This is a genomic window from Citrobacter sp. R-1.5.2 (assembly GCF_035064245.1).
Lineage (GTDB): Bacteria > Pseudomonadota > Gammaproteobacteria > Enterobacterales > Enterobacteriaceae > Citrobacter.
The window spans coordinates 152154-169684 of record NZ_JASEYC010000009.1 but is presented as its reverse complement, the minus strand read 5'-3'; the positions used below and the strand labels follow the sequence as shown (position 1 = coordinate 169684).

Sequence of the window (17531 nt, the reverse complement as noted above, 5' to 3'; positions counted from 1 at the left end):
ATCCACAGGTCGAGGCATCATTCCTTGAATGCAAATAACTTCGCCGGGTGAATAATATCTTTGTAACCAATTGAAATTATTGAACTAATTATCATTTCAAATTGTTAATGCGATCACTTGACGATTTTTTCCCTCTTGAATATCAATGTGTTTTTATTTTTATACACAAGCTGTGGATGATTTAAGCATCGCGCGGCAATCCTTTTTCAACGACCCTGACCAGGCGTTGTTTCTTCGGTAACTGTACTTCCACTACGCAGGCATTTCGCTTCTCAATTTGCCGGGCAATCGCCCATGATATGTGCTCGTCGAGAAGTGGGTGCTCACCTCTGCGGGTTTCCAGCGCATTGATTACGGCTTCATCCCAGGGGGCATTTCCCAGCGCAACGGCGATATTGCGCAGCCAGCGCAGATGGCCAATACGACGAATGGCAGATCCCTCCGTGACTTTCAAAAACCACGCCTCGCTCCAGCTAAATAGTTCTATTAACTCCGGAGCATGAAGCTGCTTGCGCGGATTGAAGTCATCCTCTGCCGTCAACTGCGAATAGCGATTCCACGGGCAGATGAGCTGGCAGTCATCGCAGCCATAGATGCGGTTCCCCAGTAGCGGACGAAACTCTTCCGGGATCGCGCCTTCCAGTTCGATCGTGAGATAAGAGATACAGCGGCGCGCATCCACCGTGTAGGGTTCAACGATAGCGCCGGTAGGACAAATGGTCATACAGGCCACGCATTTGCCGCATCCTTCTTCGACTGGCTTATCAACCGGGAGAGGCAAATCGATCAGTAACTCACCGAGAAAGAAGAATGAGCCAGCCTCACGGTTGAGGATAAGTGAGTGCTTACCTGTCCAGCCAAGCCCGGCTTTTTCCGCCAGTGGACGCTCAAGAATGGGCGCTGAATCGACAAAAGGTCTAAAATTCAGCGAAGCGCAGTGCTGTTGAATCATCTCGCCCAGCTTTTTTAAGCGGTTACGTAGCAACTTATGGTAGTCACGTCCAAGCGCGTAACGGCTGACGTAACCCAGGGAGGGGTTTTTCAACGTGCTGGCAAAGGCCGCGTTGGCAGGAAGATAGTTCATTCGCACGCTGATAACGCGTAATGTACCGGGCAATAATTCATGAGGTCGGGCGCGCATCATGCCGTGACGGGCCATCCAGTCCATCTCGCCGTGATAGTGTTTATCCAGCCAGGCCTGCAGTTTGGGTTCGGCTTCGCTGAGGTCGGTATCGGTAATACCGACCTGCTGAAAGCCAAGTTCCAGCCCCCACTGTTTAATATTTTGCGCTAACTGATTGAGATCGAGGGGCTCTGACATGACGGACCATACAATGAAGAAAAACCTCGCAAGTATACCACACTCCATCTGGCACGCCGATGACATCAAACGGATGGAACGAGAGGCGGCAGACAACTTAGGGCTGACGCTTTATGAACTGATGCTGCGTGCGGGAGAGGCTGTGTTTCAGGCTACACGGAACGTATATCCGTACGCTCAACACTGGCTGGTGCTATGCGGCCACGGTAACAATGGCGGTGATGGGTATGTGGTGGCAAGACTCGCTAAAGCGCTGGGTATTGATGTCACATTGCTGGCGCAGGAGAGCGATAAAACGCTTCCCGAGGAAGCACAGCAGGCGCGCGATGCCTGGCTTAATGCGGGGGGCGTCATCCATTCTACAGATATCGTCTGGCCAGGTCGTGTGGATGTCATTATCGACGCGCTGTTGGGGACCGGTTTAAAACAGGCTCCGCGCGAACCTCTCCGGACGCTGATTGAGCATGCCAATACCCATCCTGCCCCCATCGTCGCCGTAGACATTCCTTCTGGTCTGCTGGCACAAACAGGAGCGACACCGGGGGCGGTGATAAACGCAGCGCATACCGTCACCTTTATTGCGTTGAAACCAGGGCTGTTAACTGGCAAAGCGCGCGATGTTACCGGACATCTGAACTTTAACGCGCTTGGGTTGGACGCCTGGCTTGCCAGGCAAGATGCGCCGATTCAGCGTTATGAAGCCTCGCAGCTTGCGCATTGGTTAACACCACGTCGACCTACCTCACACAAAGGTTCCCATGGTCGGTTGGTCATTATTGGCGGTGACCACGGCACGGCGGGTGCCATTCGTATGGCCGGTGAAGCGGCGCTGCGTGCGGGGGCTGGATTGGTCAAAGTACTGACGCGCAGTGAAAATATCGCCCCCATTTTGACTGCCCGACCGGAACTCATGGTCGATACGCTAACGCCAAAGACGCTGGAAGAGGGTTTGGCGTGGGCGGATGTCGTGGTGATTGGTCCTGGTCTTGGACAGCAGGAGTGGGGCAAAAAAGCATTGCAAAAGGTCGAGAATTTTCGCAAACCGATGCTCTGGGATGCCGATGCGCTTAACCTGCTGGCAATCAATCCCGATAAACGTCACAATCGCGTGATCACGCCGCATCCGGGTGAGGCAGCACGGCTGCTGGGTTGTTCCATTGCAGAAATTGAGGACGATCGCTTACTTTGTGCACAACGTCTGGTAAAACGGTACGGGGGTGTGGTGGTGCTGAAAGGCGCGGGGACGGTTGTCGCCTCTGAACAGGCTGCATTGAGTATTATTGATGTCGGCAATGCCGGAATGGCCAGCGGCGGGATGGGGGATGTGCTTTCCGGTATTATTGGCGCATTGCTCGGACAGAAGCTTACCCCGTATGATGCAGCGTGTGCGGGATGTGTTGCGCACGGTGCGGCGGCGGATGTACTGGCAGCGCGTTTTGGTATGCGCGGCATGCTGGCGACAGATCTCTTTACCACGCTACAGCGTATTGTTAACCCTGATGTGATTGACGTTTATCATGATGAATCGAGTAATTCCACTACCTGATGAGCAGGCAACTTTAGACCTGGGACAGCGGGTAGCCAAAGCCTGTGACGGCGCGACGGTTATTTATTTATATGGCGACCTGGGGGCGGGTAAAACGACCTTCAGTCGGGGATTTCTGCAGGCGTTAGGTCACAAAGGTAATGTAAAAAGCCCGACCTACACACTGGTCGAACCCTATGCGCTCGATAATTTAATGGTCTATCACTTCGACCTGTATCGCCTTGCGGACCCGGAGGAGCTGGAATTTATGGGGATCCGCGATTATTTTGCCAATGATGCCATCTGCCTGGTGGAATGGCCGCAACAAGGTAAAGGTGTACTGCCAGACCCGGACGTCGAAATACACATTGAATATCAGGCGCAAGGTCGTGAGGCGCGCGTTAGTGCGGTCTCCTCATCGGGTGATTTATTGCTGGCGCGTTTGGCCGATTAACCTTAAGGGTGGCGGGATGATTTATCGCATCAGAAACTGGCTGATGGCAACCCTGGTCCTGCTGTGCGCGCAGGCAGGGGCCGCCAGCCTCTCCGATCTTCAGGTTTCCAATGGCGATCAACAGGCGCGGATTACGCTGAGCTTTATCGGTGAGCCGGAATACGCTGTGTCACAGGAGGGGAAACGAACGGTCACGCTGGATATTAAACAAACCGGTGTGATTCAGGGATTACCACTGCTGTTTAGCGGCAATAATCTGGTGAAGGCGATCCGTTCGGGTACGCCAAATGATGCCCAGTCTCTGCGGCTGGTTGTCGATTTAACCGAAAACGGAAAAGCAGAAGCCGTAAAACGACAAAACGGTGGCAATTACACCGTTGTGTTTACGATTAAAGCGGATGCGCCGCCACCGCCACCGCCGCCACCTGTGGTGGTCAAGCGTGTCGAGGCACCGGTTGTCGCTCCGCGTCCCGTTGAGCCAGCACGTAATCCGTTTAAAGCAGAAAATGATCGCACCACCGCGGTGACCAGCAGCAATACGGCCACGAGACCGGCAGCTCAGGCTCGCGTCAGCAACGGCGATAAAGTTGTTATTGCTATCGATGCCGGACACGGCGGGCAGGACCCAGGGGCGATCGGCCCTGGTGGTACACGCGAGAAAAACGTCACTATCGCTGTTGCACGCAAACTGCGCGGCTTGCTGAATGATGATCCGATGTTTAAGGGTGTACTCACCCGTGACGGCGATTACTTTATCTCGGTGATGGGCCGTTCTGATGTTGCGCGTAAACAAAATGCCAACTTCCTGGTCTCTATTCATGCGGATGCCGCACCAAACCGCGATGCGACAGGCGCTTCCGTATGGGTGCTGTCAAACCGTCGTGCCAACAGTGAAATGGCCGGTTGGCTGGAGCAGCACGAGAAACAGTCGGAACTGCTGGGCGGCGCGGGTGATGTGCTGGCTAACAGCCAGTCTGACCCCTATCTCAGTCAGGCCGTACTGGACCTGCAGTTCGGTCATTCGCAACGCGTCGGCTATGATGTGGCGACCAGCATGATCGGTCAGTTAGAGCGTATTGGTTCGATGCATAAACGCCGCCCGGAACACGCCAGCCTTGGCGTATTGCGCTCGCCGGATATCCCGTCAGTCCTGGTCGAAACCGGTTTTATCAGCAACAACAGCGAAGAACGGCTGTTGGCAAGCGATGATTACCAGCAGCAGCTGGCCGAGGCGATTTACAAAGGACTGCGTAACTATTTCCAGGCGCATCCGATGCAAACCGGCCCACAGGGTGCACCGGCGCAAACTGCCAGCGCCGTATCGCCTGGCAGCACGTTAACAAACTAAGGATTAGCCATGCCGATTCAGGTTCTACCGCCACAGCTGGCGAACCAGATTGCCGCAGGCGAGGTGGTGGAACGACCTGCGTCGGTGGTTAAAGAGCTGGTAGAAAACAGCATCGATGCGGGTGCAACGCGTATCGATATTGATATCGAACGCGGTGGGGCGAAGCTTATCCGTATTCGTGACAACGGTTGTGGGATTAAAAAAGACGAGCTGGCGCTGGCGCTGGCGCGTCACGCCACCAGTAAAATTGCCTCGCTTGATGATCTCGAAGCGATTGTAAGCCTTGGATTTCGTGGAGAGGCACTGGCGAGTATCAGCTCGGTTTCCCGTTTAACACTGACATCGCGTACGCAAGAACAACCCGAAGCCTGGCAGGCCTATGCTGAAGGGCGTGACATGGATGTGACGGTTAAACCCGCTGCGCATCCGGTGGGTACCACGCTGGAAGTACTGGATCTGTTTTACAACACGCCAGCACGACGCAAGTTTATGCGCACGGAGAAAACGGAATTTAACCACATCGACGAAATTATCCGCCGCATTGCGTTGGCGCGTTTCGATGTGACGATTAATCTGTCGCACAACGGCAAAATGGTGCGCCAGTATCGTGCCGTCGCGGAGGATGGACAAAAAGAGCGCCGACTGGGTGCTATTTGCGGGACGCCGTTTCTGGAGCATGCTCTGGCGATTGAATGGCAGCATGGCGATTTGGCGCTGCGCGGCTGGGTGGCCGATCCGAACCACACGACGGCGGCGCTGGCGGAAATCCAGTATTGCTATGTGAATGGCCGGATGATGCGCGATAGACTGATCAACCATGCCATTCGCCAGGCTTGTGAAGATAAGCTGGGCGCCGATCAGCAACCCGCATTTGTACTGTATCTGGAAATTGACCCGCATCAGGTGGATGTAAACGTGCATCCAGCCAAACATGAGGTACGCTTTCACCAGTCTCGTCTGGTGCATGATTTTATTTATCAAGGGGTGTTAAGCGTCCTGCAACAGCAGTTGGAAACCTCGCTGCCGTTGGTTGATGACGAAGAACTCGCCCCGAGACACATCCCGGAAAATCGCGTGGCGGCAGGGCGTAACCATTTTGCCGAACCTGCGCCAGCGCGTGAACCTGCTACTCCCCGTTATTCTGCCTCTTCCAGTAGCGGGAGTGGTCGCCAGGGGCAGGCAAGCGCCAGTTGGCCGCATGCCCAGCCTGGATATCAAAAGCAGCAGGGCGAAATTTATCAGCGCCTGCTGCAGACACCGGCTCCGATGCACAAACCACCGGTCGCTGAAACACCGACGGTACCTCTTACCGGCAACAGTCAGGGGTTTGGACGGGTGCTGACTATCGTAGGGACAGACTGTGCATTACTGGAAAGCGATGGCCAGATTCGGCTGCTGGCGTTACCTGTTGCGGAACGGTGGTTGCGTCAGGCGCAGCTTACGCCTGGGCAGGGTCCTGTTTGCGCTCAGCCACTGCTGATCCCGTTGCGTCTAAAAGTCACCGCTGATGAAAACGTCGCGTTGCAAAAAGGACAAAGCCAACTGGCTGATTTGGGGATTGAATTTCAGCTGGATGCGCAGCATGTGACCATCCGAGCGGTGCCTTTACCCTTACGCCAACAAAATTTACAAATCTTGATTCCTGAACTGATAGGCTACCTGGCGCAGCAAACCGTATTTGAACCGGGCAACATTGCGCAGTGGATTGCACGTAATCTGATGAGCGAGCATCCGCAGTGGAGCATGGCTCAGGCGATTACGCTGTTGGCGGATGTTGAGCGGCTATGCCCACAACTCGTGAAGGCGCCGCCGGGTGGTCTGTTACAACCTGTTGATTTACATTCGGTAATGAACGCCCTGAAACATGAGTGATACCTGTAAGGCGAGCCTGCCAAAGGCAATTTTTTTAATGGGGCCGACGGCCTCCGGTAAAACGGCATTAGCAATTGAATTGCGTAAAGTTTTGCCTGTAGAGTTGATAAGCGTTGATTCCGCCCTTATTTACAAGGGGATGGATATCGGCACCGCGAAGCCTGATGCTGATGAATTGAAGGCCGCACCACACCGATTGCTGGATATTCGTGATCCGGCGCAAGCGTATTCTGCAGCGGATTTTCGTCGCGATGCGCTAGCCGAGATGGCCGATATCACCGCAGCGGGGCGTATCCCGCTGTTAGTGGGTGGCACAATGTTATATTTCAAAGCGTTGCTTGAAGGGTTGTCACCGTTACCGTCGGCGGACCCGGAGGTCAGGGCCAGAATTGAGCAGCAGGCGGCAGAGCTTGGATGGGACGCGTTACACCGACAGCTTCAGGAGATTGACCCGGTAGCTGCGGCGCGGATTCATCCAAATGATCCGCAAAGACTTTCCCGGGCACTGGAAGTTTTTTTCATTTCGGGTAAAACTTTAACGGAGCTGACGCAAACGTCAGGAGATGCTTTACCGTATGAGGTGCACCAGTTTGCGATCGCTCCGGCGAGCCGTGAATTGCTCCATCAGCGAATTGAGCAGCGTTTTCATCAGATGTTAGCTTCAGGTTTTGAAGCAGAAGTCCGGGCGCTTTTTGCCCGAGGAGATTTGCATACGGATTTGCCTTCCATTCGTTGTGTAGGGTATCGCCAGATGTGGTCATACATTGAAGGCGAAATTTCATACGATGAAATGGTTTATAGAGGTGTTTGCGCCACGAGGCAGTTAGCGAAGCGGCAGATAACCTGGTTGCGTGGTTGGGAAGGGGTGCACTGGCTTGACAGTGAAAAGCCTGACCAGGCGCGAAACGAAGTATTACAGGTTGTTGGTGCTATCGCGAACTGAATGTGTACAATTGAAACGTATCGTGCGCAATTTTTCAGAACCATAAGGTTCAATACGCAAAGTCATTCAAGTTGCATCAAGGCAGCAAGAGAGTGAATCCCCAGGAGCTTACTCAAGTAAGTGACAGGGGTGAACGAACGTCGCTAACGTAGAGGCAACCTGAAGGATGAAGCGTATTAAGTACAAATAAGCATATAAGGAAAAGAGAGAATGGCTAAGGGGCAATCTTTACAAGATCCGTTCCTGAACGCACTGCGTCGGGAACGTGTTCCAGTTTCTATTTATTTGGTGAATGGTATTAAGCTGCAAGGTCAAATCGAGTCTTTTGATCAGTTCGTGATCCTGTTGAAAAACACGGTCAGCCAGATGGTTTATAAGCACGCGATTTCCACTGTTGTCCCGTCTCGCCCGGTTTCTCATCACAGCAATAATGCCACCGGCGGCACTGGCAGCAACTACCATCACGGTAGCAACGCGCAGGGTTCATCAGCGCAACAGGACAGCGAAGAAACCGAATAAGGTTTTAGGCTGTTTTACACACGGGGAGCCAGAGATCCTGCGTTCCCCGTTGATATATATTGAGGGGTTGACGCTTGTTTGACCGTTATGATGCCGGTGAGCAGGCGGTACTGGTACACATCTATTTTTCGCAAGACAAAGATATGGAAGACCTCCAGGAGTTTGAATCTCTGGTTTCTTCCGCCGGTGTCGAAGCAATGCAGGTGATTACCGGGAGCCGTAAAGCACCGCACCCGAAGTTTTTTGTTGGTGAAGGTAAGGCAATCGAAATTGCTGAAGCCGTAAAAGCGACTGGCGCTGCGGTGGTGATTTTTGATCATGCTCTAAGCCCCGCCCAGGAACGTAACCTGGAACAGTTATGCCAGTGTCTTGTTATCGACAGGACTGGTCTCATTTTAGATATTTTTGCCCAGCGTGCGCGGACCCATGAGGGTAAGTTGCAGGTTGAGCTGGCGCAGTTGCGCCATATGGCTACACGCCTGGTCCGTGGCTGGACTCACCTTGAAAGGCAAAAAGGCGGGATTGGTTTGCGTGGTCCGGGTGAAACCCAGCTCGAAACTGACCGTCGTTTGCTGCGTAATCGCATTTTGCAAATACAGTCGCGCCTGGAAAAAGTTGAAAAGCAACGTGAGCAGGGGCGGCAGTCGCGCAAGAAAGCGGATGTCCCAACCGTATCACTGGTGGGATATACCAACGCCGGAAAATCCACCCTGTTCAACCAGATAACCGAAGCTCGGGTCTACGCAGCGGATCAGCTGTTCGCGACCCTGGATCCGACGCTTCGTCGAATAGACGTTGCGGATGTCGGTGAAACCGTGCTGGCGGATACTGTAGGGTTTATCCGTCATTTGCCGCACGACCTGGTGGCGGCGTTTAAGGCCACTTTGCAGGAGACTCGTCAGGCGACCTTGCTGTTGCACGTTATTGATGCGGCAGATTTTCGTGTGCAGGAAAACATTGAGGCCGTCGACACGGTTCTTAAAGAGATCGATGCAAATGAAATCCCGACGCTGCTGGTAATGAATAAGATCGATATGCTGGATGATTTTGAACCGCGTATCGACAGAGATGAAGAGAATAAACCCATTCGCGTGTGGGTCTCAGCGCAAACGGGAATTGGCATACCACAGCTTTTTCAGGCTTTGACAGAGCGACTTTCCGGTGAGGTTGCGCAACATACGTTGCGTCTGCCGCCGCAGGAAGGGCGACTGAGAAGCCGGTTTTACCAACTTCAGGCAATAGAGAAAGAGTGGATGGAGGAAGACGGTAGCGTAGGTCTGCAAGTACGTATGCCGATCGTAGACTGGCGTCGCCTCTGTAAACAAGAACCGGCACTGGAAGACTATGTTGTCTGACCTGACGGATATGGCCTGAAGATTTTTTCGCCTCTATTCCTCGTGGATTTTATGCGGCAGGAAGGCGGCAAGTCCTGAAATCTCCAGGCACATAGTCAACTATGTGACTGGGGTTGAAAGACGTAGCCAACGCATCTGCAGCTCAAAAGACGCAGGTATAGCATCGCATAACAAATATGGAGCACAAAAATGGCGTGGAATCAGCCCGGTAATAACGGACAAGACCGCGACCCCTGGGGAAGCAGCAAACCTGGCGGCAACCCTGAGGGAAATGGAAACAAAGGTGGTCGCGATCAGGGACCTCCCGATCTGGATGATATCTTCCGCAAACTGAGTAAAAAACTCGGTGGTTTGGGTGGCGGTAAAGGTACTGGCTCTGGCGGTGGTAGTTCATCACAAGGCCCGCGTCCGCAACTGGGCGGCCGAGTCTTTACTATCGCAGCGGCAGCTATCGTCATTATCTGGGCGGCTAGCGGTTTCTACACCATTAAAGAAGCGGAACGTGGCGTGGTGACACGCTTCGGTAAATTCAGCCATCTGGTTGAGCCGGGTCTGAACTGGAAACCGACCTTTATCGACGAAGTGACTCCGGTCAACGTTGAAGCTGTGCGTGAACTTGCCGCATCCGGCGTGATGCTGACATCAGACGAAAACGTCGTGCGCGTTGAAATGAACGTGCAGTACCGTGTGACCGATCCACAGCGTTACCTGTTTAGCGTAACCAGCGCGGATGACAGTCTGCGTCAGGCAACTGACAGCGCCCTGCGTGGGGTCATCGGCAAATACACCATGGATCGTATCCTGACCGAAGGGCGTACCGTTATTCGTAGCGATACCCAGCGTGAACTGGAAGAAACCATTCGTCCGTACAATATGGGTATCACCCTGCTGGACGTCAACTTCCAGGCTGCACGTCCGCCGGAAGAGGTAAAAGCGGCGTTTGATGATGCTATCGCAGCGCGTGAAAACGAGCAGCAGTACATCCGTGAAGCAGAAGCGTATACCAACGAAGTTCAGCCACGTGCAAACGGTCAGGCGCAGCGTATTCTGGAAGAAGCGCGTGCGTATAAGACCCAGACCATCCTGGAGGCACAGGGTGAAGTGGCTCGTTTCGCAAAAATTCTGCCGGAATATAAAGCCGCACCGCAGATTACTCGCGAGCGTCTGTATATCGAAACCATGGAAAAAGTGCTGAGCCATACCCGTAAAGTCCTGGTTAACGATAAGGGCAGCAATCTGATGGTTCTGCCGCTGGATCAGATGCTGAAAGGCGGTAATGCGCCGGCAGCGAAGAGCGACAGCAGTTCAAATCTGCTGCGTCTGCCACCGGTAACGTCTTCCGGCACTGGAGCAAGCAACACCTCGTCCACCAGTCAGGGCGATATTATGGACCAACGCCGCGCGAACGCGCAGCGTAACGACTACCAGCGTCAGGGGGAATAACGATGCGTAAGTCAGTTATTGCGATTATCATCATCGTTCTGGTAGTTCTGTTCATGTCTGTCTTTGTGGTCAAAGAAGGCGAGCGCGGTATTACCCTGCGCTTTGGTAAAGTTCTGCGTGACGATGACAACAAGCCGCTGGTCGTTGCACCAGGCCTGCACTTCAAGATTCCGTTTATTGAATCCGTGAAGATGCTGGATGCGCGTATTCAGACCATGGACAACCAGGCCGATCGCTTTGTGACCAAAGAGAAGAAAGACCTGATCGTTGACTCCTACATCAAGTGGCGCATCAGTGACTTTAGCCGCTACTACCTGGCAACGGGCGGTGGCGATGTTTCTCAGGCAGAAGTGCTGTTGAAACGTAAGTTCTCTGACCGTCTGCGTTCTGAAATCGGTCGCCTGGACGTGAAAGATATCGTTACCGATTCCCGCGGTCGTTTGACTCTGGAAGTCCGTGATGCGTTGAACTCCGGTTCTGCTGGCACAGAAGATGAAGTCGCGACTCCGGCGGCGGATAGCGCGATTGCCGAAGCGGCTGAACGTGTGCAGGCTGAAACGAACGGTAAAGTCCCGGTCATCAACCCGAACAGTATGGCGGCACTGGGTATCGAAGTGGTCGATGTGCGTATCAAGCAAATCAACCTGCCAGCTGAAGTGTCCGAGGCTATTTACAACCGTATGCGCGCTGAGCGTGAAGCGGTAGCACGTCGCCATCGTTCACAGGGTCAGGAAGAAGCGGAAAAACTGCGTGCAACAGCGGACTATGAAGTCACTAAAACGCTGGCAGAGTCTGAGCGTCAGGGCCGCATTATGCGCGGTGAAGGCGATGCAGAAGCCGCTAAATTGTTTGCCGATGCGTTCAGTCAGGATCCTGACTTCTACGCCTTCATCCGTAGCCTGCGCGCTTACGAGAAGAGCTTCGAAGGAAACCAGGATGTCATGGTCATGAGCCCGGACAGCGATTTCTTCCGCTACATGAAGACGCCGAATAGCGCAACACGCTAAAATAGTTCCAGCGGTTTTAGACCAGCAAAACCACCGGTATCCCCAGGGATGCGGTGGTTTTCTTTTTTATATAAGGACGACGGATGAATTCAACAATTTTGCTGGCGCTCGCGCTGGTTTTGGTGCTGGAAGGCTTGGGTCCTATGCTGTATCCCCGCGCCTGGAAGAAAATGATCTCGGCGATGGCACAACTTCCTGAAAATATTTTGCGTCGTTTTGGTGGAGGTCTTGTGGTCGCGGGCGTTGTCGTCTACTACATGTTGAGGAAAACGATTGGCTGATCAATAAGTAGACTAATTTGCAGATTTTTGGATGCAAAAAGTGCTGTATATCTGAAAAAGCGGTGGTAGAATCCATTTTTAAGCAAACGGTGATTTTGAAAAATGGGTAACAACGTCGTCGTACTGGGCACCCAATGGGGTGACGAAGGTAAAGGGAAGATCGTCGATCTTCTGACTGAACGGGCTAAATATGTTGTGCGCTACCAGGGCGGTCACAACGCAGGCCATACTCTCGTAATCAACGGTGAAAAAACCGTCCTCCATCTTATTCCATCAGGTATTCTTCGCGAGAATGTAACCAGCATCATCGGTAACGGTGTTGTTCTGTCTCCGTCCGCGCTGATGAAAGAGATGAAAGGGCTGGAAGATCGTGGTATCCCGGTTCGTGAGCGCCTGCTGCTGTCTGAAGCGTGTCCGCTGATCCTTGATTATCATGTTGCGTTAGATAACGCTCGTGAGAAAGCGCGCGGTGAGAAAGCGATCGGTACCACCGGTCGTGGTATCGGCCCGGCTTATGAAGATAAAGTGGCTCGTCGCGGTCTGCGCGTTGGCGATCTGTTTGATAAAGCAACTTTCGCTGAAAAACTGAAAGAAGTGATGGAATATCACAACTTCCAGTTGGTGAATTTCTACAAAGTTGAAGCAGTTGACTACCAGAAAGTGCTGGATGATGTGATGGCGATTGCCGACATCCTGACGTCTATGGTTGTTGATGTTTCCGATCTGCTGGATCAGGCGCGTAAGCGTGGCGATTTCGTCATGTTTGAAGGTGCGCAGGGTACTCTGCTGGATATCGACCACGGTACCTATCCGTACGTAACGTCCTCCAACACCACTGCTGGTGGCGTGGCGACCGGCTCCGGCCTGGGTCCGCGTTATGTGGACTACGTTCTGGGTATCATCAAAGCTTACTCTACTCGTGTAGGTGCAGGTCCGTTCCCGACTGAATTGTTTGATGATGTCGGCGAGTTCCTGTGTAAACAAGGTAACGAGTATGGCGCAACGACGGGTCGCCGTCGTCGTACCGGCTGGCTGGACTCCGTCGCTGTGCGCCGTGCGGTACAGATTAACTCCCTGTCTGGCTTCTGCCTGACCAAACTGGACGTACTGGACGGTTTGAAAGAGGTGAAAATCTGTGTTGCTTACCGTATGCCGGATGGCCGTGAAGTCACGACTACTCCGTTGGCAGCAGACGACTGGAAAGGTATTGAGCCGATTTACGAAACCATGCCTGGCTGGTCTGAATCCACCTTTGGTGTGAAGGAACGTAGTGGTCTGCCGCAGGCAGCACTGAACTACATCAAGCGTATTGAAGAACTGACCGGTGTGCCGATTGATATTATCTCAACTGGCCCAGACCGTACTGAAACCATGATCCTGCGCGACCCGTTCGACGCATAATCATGTTTGGCGCAGTGCCGCTGGCGCTGCGCATATCAGGCCTACATGTGTTATTTTGTAGGCCGGATCAGGCGCTTTTCACCGCCATCCGGCTTAACAAAGAGTGAATTCCTCGCTTTTTTCCTTCCCGAACTGAAATAAATTAGCGACCTGGCTGGTGGCTGGTTTATCATCAATATAAATAATACTACCAGGCTTATCCGTTTTATCCCTTTTCCTGAGGTTGATGTGCAGTTAACAAGTTTCACCGATTACGGATTACGTGCGCTAATCTACATGGCGTCGCTACCCGAAGGACGTATGACCAGTATTTCTGAGGTGACAGAAGTCTACGGCGTGTCCCGTAATCATATGGTCAAAATAATCAATCAACTTAGCCGGGCGGGCTTCGTTACTGCTATTCGTGGAAAAAATGGCGGCATCCGCCTGGGCAAACCGGCTAAGGCTATTGGAATTGGTGATGTGGTTCGCGAGCTGGAACCCTTATCGCTGGTTAACTGTAGCAGCGAGTTTTGCCACATTACCCCTGCCTGCCGACTCAAGCAGGCGCTTTCTAAGGCAGTGCAAAGTTTTCTCACGGAACTGGACAACTACACACTTGCTGATTTGGTTGAAGAGAATCAACCGCTTTATAAATTATTGCTGGTGGAGTGACGAAAATCTTCATCAGAGCTGACAATGGAGGAACCTCGATGTCACAAGATCCTTTCCAGGAGCGCGAAGCTGAAAAATACGCGAACCCTATCCCGAGCCGGGAATTTATCCTCGAACATTTAACTAAACGTGAAAAACCGGCCAACCGCGATGAGCTGGCCGCTGAACTCAATATTGAAGGTGAAGAGCAGCTGGAAGCGCTGCGTCGCCGCCTGCGCGCGATGGAGCGTGACGGGCAACTGGTCTTTACCCGTCGTCAGTGCTACGCGCTGCCGGAGCGTCTTGACCTGCTAAAAGGCACCGTTATTGGCCATCGTGATGGCTACGGTTTCTTGCGCGTCGAAGGACGCAAAGATGATTTGTACCTGTCCAGCGAGCAGATGAAAACCTGCATTCATGGCGATCAGGTACTGGCACAACCGCTGGGTGCGGATCGTAAAGGCCGCCGCGAAGCACGTATCGTGCGCGTGCTGGTACCGAAAACTAGCCAGATTGTTGGTCGCTACTTTACTGACGCTGGTGTGGGATTTGTCGTACCGGACGATAGCCGACTGAGTTTTGACATCCTGATCCCGCCTGAAGAGGTGATGGGTGCCCGTATGGGCTTTGTGGTGGTGGTTGAACTCACTCAGCGCCCGACTCGTCGTACCAAAGCGGTGGGTAAAATTGTCGAAGTGCTGGGCGATAATATGGGCACCAGCATGGCCGTTGATATGGCCCTGCGTACTCATGAAATTCCCTATATTTGGCCGCAGGCCGTAGAGAAACAGGTCGCCGGTCTGAAAGAAGAAGTACCGGAAGAAGCGAAAGTCGGGCGTGTTGATTTGCGTGATTTGCCGCTGGTTACAATCGATGGTGAAGATGCGCGTGATTTCGATGATGCCGTCTATTGCGAGAAAAAGCGTGGCGGCGGCTGGCGTTTGTGGGTGGCGATTGCTGACGTAAGTTATTACGTTCGCCCACCGACCCCGCTGGACCAGGAAGCCCGTAGCCGCGGTACATCCGTGTACTTCCCGTCGCAGGTTGTACCGATGCTGCCGGAAGTACTTTCCAACGGATTGTGTTCGCTCAACCCGCAGGTGGACAGGTTGTGTATGGTGTGCGAAATGACCATTTCGTCAAAAGGTCGTTTAACCGGCTTTAAATTCTACGAAGCGGTAATGAGCTCCCATGCTCGTCTGACCTACACCAAAGTCTGGCATATGCTGCAGGGCGATCAGGAACTGCGTGAGCAGTACGCGCCGTTGGTGAAACATATTGAAGAGCTGCATAACCTCTACAAAGTGCTGGATAAAGCGCGTGAAGAGCGCGGCGGTATCTCGTTTGAAAGTGAAGAAGCGAAGTTTATCTTCAATGCTGAACGCCGCATCGAGCGTATTGAACAGACGCAGCGTAATGACGCGCACAAACTGATTGAAGAGTGCATGATCATGGCGAATATCTCAGCGGCGCGATTCGTTGAGAAAGCCAAAGAGCCTGCACTGTTCCGTATTCACGATAAGCCAACGACCGAAGCGATTAATTCTTTCCGCTCGGTACTGGCCGAGCTGGGACTGGAGCTGCCTGGCGGTAACAAACCAGAGCCGCGTGATTATGCTGAACTGCTGGAGTCGATTGCTGACCGACCTGACGCAGAAATGCTGCAAACTATGTTGCTGCGCTCCATGAAACAGGCCATTTACGATCCGGAAAACCGTGGTCACTTTGGTCTGGCGCTGCAATCTTATGCGCACTTCACCTCACCGATTCGTCGTTACCCGGACCTCTCGTTGCACCGTGCTATCAAATATCTGCTGGCGCAGGAGCAGGGTCATAAAGGTAACACCACGGAGACGGGGGGCTACCATTATTCGATGGAAGAGATGCTGCAACTGGGCCAGCACTGTTCGATGGCAGAGCGCCGTGCTGACGAAGCCACGCGCGATGTTTCTGATTGGCTGAAGTGCGATTTTATGCTGGATCAGGTCGGTAATGTCTTTAAGGGCGTTATTGCCAGCGTGACGGGTTTTGGCTTCTTTGTTCGTCTTGATGAGCTGTTTATCGACGGTCTGGTGCATGTCTCCTCGCTGGATAACGACTACTATCGTTTTGACCAGGTAGGGCAACGCCTGACAGGCGAATCCAGCGGTCAGATGTATCGCCTTGGCGATCGTGTGGAAGTCCGTGTGGAAGCCGTCAATATGGACGAGCGCAAAATCGACTTTAGTCTGATTTCCAGCGAACGTGCTCCGCGCAATGAGGGTAAAACCGCGCGCGAAAAAGCCAAAAAAGGCGATGCAGGTAAGAATACCGGTAAACGTCGCCAGATGGGCAAAAAGGTGAATTTCGAGCCGGACAGTGCTTTCCGCGGTGAGAAAAAAGGCAGAGCCAAACCTCAGGCGGATAAAAAAGCGGCTGAGAAAAAAGGCGACAAAAAAGCGAAAAAGCCTTCGGCGAAAACGCTTAAAATCGCTGCCGCCACCAAAGCCAAACGCGCGGCGAAAAAGAAAGTCACGGAATAAGCCATAAACCGTAAGCCGGGTGGCCAGCGTGCCGCCCGGCGTTACACCTAAACTATTAACGAGTACATTCATGAGTGAAATGATTTACGGCATCCATGCGGTGCAGGCTCTGTTGGAGCGTGCGCCTGAGCGCTTTCAGGACGTCTTTATTCTCAAAGGTCGCGAAGATAAACGTCTGCTGCCGCTGATCCATGCACTGGAAGCACAGGGTGTTGTCATCCAGTTAGCTAACCGCCAGTTCCTGGATGAGAAAAGCGAGGGTGCGGTACATCAGGGGATTATTGCGCGCGTGAAGCCGGGTCGTCAGTATCAGGAGAACGATCTGCCGGATCTGATTGCTGCGCTCGATCAGCCGTTCTTTTTAATCCTCGATGGCGTCACCGATCCGCATAACCTGGGCGCATGCCTGCGTAGCGCGGATGCAGCTGGAGTTCATGCGGTTATCGTACCTAAGGATCGCTCTGCACAGTTGAATGCGACGGCGAAAAAAGTGGCCTGTGGCGCGGCAGAAAGCGTACCGCTGATCCGCGTGACCAACCTGGCGCGCACCATGCGTATGTTGCAGGAAGAGAACATCTGGATTGTTGGTACCGCGGGCGAAGCTGACCATACGCTGTATCAGAGCAAAATGACCGGGCGTCTGGCACTGGTAATGGGCGCAGAGGGCGAAGGTATGCGTCGCCTGACCCGTGAACATTGTGATGAACTGATCAGCATCCCAATGGCTGGGAGCGTTTCATCGCTTAACGTCTCTGTCGCGACCGGCATCTGCCTGTTTGAAGCCGTTCGTCAGCGCGGCTAAATTTAATTTTCAGACAAAACCATCCAATTTTGGATGGTTTTTTTTTATCTAAAACGCGTATTATAAGTGAGTATAAATGACATTTATTCTATTTATTCCTAAATA

15 protein-coding genes are annotated in these 17531 nt (G+C 53.0%); 14 read left to right on the top strand and 1 reads right to left on the bottom strand.

The window, feature by feature from the left end:
- Positions 1 to 181: 181 nt before the first annotated feature.
- Positions 182 to 1321, bottom strand: coding sequence for a tRNA epoxyqueuosine(34) reductase QueG (queG, locus tag QMN38_RS16970; protein WP_271440270.1), 1140 nt, complete (start codon positions 1319 to 1321; stop codon positions 182 to 184).
- Between queG and nnr the strand changes: the two genes are divergently transcribed.
- From nnr to rlmB, 14 genes are all read left to right on the top strand, one after another.
- Positions 1320 to 2867 (top strand): bifunctional ADP-dependent NAD(P)H-hydrate dehydratase/NAD(P)H-hydrate epimerase, encoded by a 1548-nt coding sequence (gene nnr / locus QMN38_RS16965; protein WP_323605413.1) that lies wholly within the window; start codon positions 1320 to 1322, stop codon positions 2865 to 2867. The two genes, queG and nnr, sit on opposite strands and share 2 nt — an antisense overlap.
- Positions 2839 to 3300, top strand: a complete 462-nt coding sequence (tsaE, locus tag QMN38_RS16960; protein ID WP_271440272.1) for a tRNA (adenosine(37)-N6)-threonylcarbamoyltransferase complex ATPase subunit type 1 TsaE — start codon at positions 2839 to 2841, stop codon at positions 3298 to 3300. Before nnr ends, tsaE begins: the two co-directional genes overlap by 29 nt.
- Before the next feature lie 16 nt (positions 3301 to 3316).
- Complete coding sequence (amiB, locus tag QMN38_RS16955) at positions 3317 to 4648, top strand: N-acetylmuramoyl-L-alanine amidase AmiB (protein WP_271440273.1); 1332 nt, start codon at positions 3317 to 3319, stop codon at positions 4646 to 4648.
- Between the two features lie 9 nt (positions 4649 to 4657).
- Positions 4658 to 6520 carry a DNA mismatch repair endonuclease MutL gene (mutL, locus tag QMN38_RS16950; RefSeq protein ID WP_323605412.1) on the top strand — a complete coding sequence of 621 codons (1863 nt, stop codon included), beginning with the start codon at positions 4658 to 4660 and terminating at the stop codon, positions 6518 to 6520.
- Positions 6513 to 7463, top strand: coding sequence for a tRNA (adenosine(37)-N6)-dimethylallyltransferase MiaA (gene miaA / locus QMN38_RS16945; RefSeq protein ID WP_101742904.1), 951 nt, complete (start codon positions 6513 to 6515; stop codon positions 7461 to 7463). Before mutL ends, miaA begins: the two co-directional genes overlap by 8 nt.
- A gap of 210 nt (positions 7464 to 7673) precedes the next feature.
- Positions 7674 to 7982 carry an RNA chaperone Hfq gene (gene hfq / locus QMN38_RS16940; protein ID WP_003025584.1) on the top strand — a complete coding sequence of 103 codons (309 nt, stop codon included), beginning with the start codon at positions 7674 to 7676 and terminating at the stop codon, positions 7980 to 7982.
- A gap of 74 nt (positions 7983 to 8056) precedes the next feature.
- On the top strand, positions 8057 to 9337 hold the full coding sequence (gene hflX / locus QMN38_RS16935; RefSeq protein ID WP_323605411.1) for a ribosome rescue GTPase HflX: 1281 nt from the start codon (positions 8057 to 8059) through the stop codon (positions 9335 to 9337).
- Between the two features lie 189 nt (positions 9338 to 9526).
- On the top strand, positions 9527 to 10780 hold the full coding sequence (hflK, locus tag QMN38_RS16930) for an FtsH protease activity modulator HflK (protein ID WP_137384000.1): 1254 nt from the start codon (positions 9527 to 9529) through the stop codon (positions 10778 to 10780).
- A gap of 2 nt (positions 10781 to 10782) precedes the next feature.
- Positions 10783 to 11787 carry a protease modulator HflC gene (gene hflC, locus QMN38_RS16925; RefSeq protein ID WP_005122169.1) on the top strand — a complete coding sequence of 335 codons (1005 nt, stop codon included), beginning with the start codon at positions 10783 to 10785 and terminating at the stop codon, positions 11785 to 11787.
- A gap of 83 nt (positions 11788 to 11870) precedes the next feature.
- Positions 11871 to 12068, top strand: coding sequence for a DUF2065 domain-containing protein (locus QMN38_RS16920; protein ID WP_005122170.1), 198 nt, complete (start codon positions 11871 to 11873; stop codon positions 12066 to 12068).
- Positions 12069 to 12170: 102 nt separating this feature from the next.
- The gene (gene purA, locus QMN38_RS16915) at positions 12171 to 13469 is read left to right on the top strand and encodes an adenylosuccinate synthase (protein ID WP_005134423.1); all 1299 of its coding nucleotides are present in this window, start codon (positions 12171 to 12173) and stop codon (positions 13467 to 13469) included.
- Between the two features lie 228 nt (positions 13470 to 13697).
- The gene (nsrR, locus tag QMN38_RS16910; RefSeq protein ID WP_005134424.1) at positions 13698 to 14123 is read left to right on the top strand and encodes a nitric oxide-sensing transcriptional repressor NsrR; all 426 of its coding nucleotides are present in this window, start codon (positions 13698 to 13700) and stop codon (positions 14121 to 14123) included.
- Positions 14124 to 14161: 38 nt separating this feature from the next.
- A complete protein-coding gene (gene rnr / locus QMN38_RS16905; protein WP_271440278.1) occupies positions 14162 to 16624 on the top strand; it encodes a ribonuclease R in 2463 nt (820 codons plus the stop codon).
- 70 nt (positions 16625 to 16694) lie between these two features.
- Positions 16695 to 17426, top strand: a complete 732-nt coding sequence (gene rlmB, locus QMN38_RS16900; RefSeq protein WP_220393911.1) for a 23S rRNA (guanosine(2251)-2'-O)-methyltransferase RlmB — start codon at positions 16695 to 16697, stop codon at positions 17424 to 17426.
- The last annotated feature ends 105 nt before the right edge of the window (positions 17427 to 17531 follow it).

What these genes read in the sequence shown, in the direction of transcription:
- rnr (WP_271440278.1), top strand. Translation starts at nt 14,162, where the DNA reads ATGTCACAAGATCCTTTCCAGGAGCGCGAAGCTGAAAAATACGCGAAC.
- hflK (WP_137384000.1), top strand. Translation starts at nt 9,527, where the DNA reads ATGGCGTGGAATCAGCCCGGTAATAACGGACAAGACCGCGACCCCTGG.
- nnr (WP_323605413.1), top strand. Translation starts at nt 1,320, where the DNA reads ATGACGGACCATACAATGAAGAAAAACCTCGCAAGTATACCACACTCC.
- purA (WP_005134423.1), top strand. Translation starts at nt 12,171, where the DNA reads ATGGGTAACAACGTCGTCGTACTGGGCACCCAATGGGGTGACGAAGGT.
- miaA (WP_101742904.1), top strand. Translation starts at nt 6,513, where the DNA reads ATGAGTGATACCTGTAAGGCGAGCCTGCCAAAGGCAATTTTTTTAATG.
- tsaE (WP_271440272.1), top strand. Translation starts at nt 2,839, where the DNA reads ATGATGAATCGAGTAATTCCACTACCTGATGAGCAGGCAACTTTAGAC.
- hfq (WP_003025584.1), top strand. Translation starts at nt 7,674, where the DNA reads ATGGCTAAGGGGCAATCTTTACAAGATCCGTTCCTGAACGCACTGCGT.
- queG (WP_271440270.1), bottom strand. Translation starts at nt 1,321, where the DNA reads ATGTCAGAGCCCCTCGATCTCAATCAGTTAGCGCAAAATATTAAACAG.
- QMN38_RS16920 (WP_005122170.1), top strand. Translation starts at nt 11,871, where the DNA reads ATGAATTCAACAATTTTGCTGGCGCTCGCGCTGGTTTTGGTGCTGGAA.
- hflC (WP_005122169.1), top strand. Translation starts at nt 10,783, where the DNA reads ATGCGTAAGTCAGTTATTGCGATTATCATCATCGTTCTGGTAGTTCTG.
- mutL (WP_323605412.1), top strand. Translation starts at nt 4,658, where the DNA reads ATGCCGATTCAGGTTCTACCGCCACAGCTGGCGAACCAGATTGCCGCA.
- rlmB (WP_220393911.1), top strand. Translation starts at nt 16,695, where the DNA reads ATGAGTGAAATGATTTACGGCATCCATGCGGTGCAGGCTCTGTTGGAG.
- amiB (WP_271440273.1), top strand. Translation starts at nt 3,317, where the DNA reads ATGATTTATCGCATCAGAAACTGGCTGATGGCAACCCTGGTCCTGCTG.